This is a genomic window from Thioclava kandeliae (genome assembly GCF_040297545.1).
Classification (GTDB): Bacteria; Pseudomonadota; Alphaproteobacteria; order Rhodobacterales; family Rhodobacteraceae; genus Thioclava; species Thioclava kandeliae.
The window spans coordinates 1-627 of record NZ_JAYWLC010000090.1 but is presented as its reverse complement, the minus strand read 5'-3'; the positions used below and the strand labels follow the sequence as shown (position 1 = coordinate 627).

At 61.6% G+C, this 627-nt stretch carries 1 protein-coding gene; it reads left to right on the top strand.

Going from position 1 to position 627, the window contains the following annotated elements:
• On the top strand, positions 1-627 hold a 627-nt coding region (locus VSX56_RS20740; RefSeq protein WP_350939389.1), incomplete at both ends, for a class II aldolase/adducin family protein.

Genomic DNA, 627 nt, shown 5'->3' with positions numbered 1-627 from the left:
CATGTCCCCCGAAGAGAAAAAGACCCGCGAGGATCTTGCCGCCTGTTACCGGCTGGCCGCCAAGCACCGGCTGACTGACCATATCTATACCCATATCACCGCCCGTGTGCCGGGCGAGGAGGGGCATTTCCTGATCAACCCCTATGGCTGGCTCTGGGAAGAGATCACCGCCTCCTCGCTGGTGAAGATCGACACCGAGGGCAACAAGGTCGATGGCAGCCCGCACCGGGTCAATCCGGCGGGGTTCACCATCCATTCGGCGGTGCATATGAACCGCCATGATGCCGCATGGATCATGCATACCCATACCCGCGCAGGCGTCGCGGTGTCCTGCATGGAAGAGGGGCTGATGCCGCTCAACCAGATCTCGCTGCAATTCCACAACCGTATCGCCTATCATGATTTCGAGGGCATTGCGCTGGATCTGGCGGAACGTGAGCGGATCGTGCAGGATTTCGGCACCCATCCGGTTCTGGTGCTGCGCAATCACGGGCTGATCGCTACGGGGCGCTCGGCCGCCGAGATGTTCTCCAACATGTTCTATCTCGAGCGCGCCTGCGAGATCCAGATCGCGGCCACCTCGTCGGGGCGCCCGTTGCGCCTCATCGATGATGCGATGGCCGATCA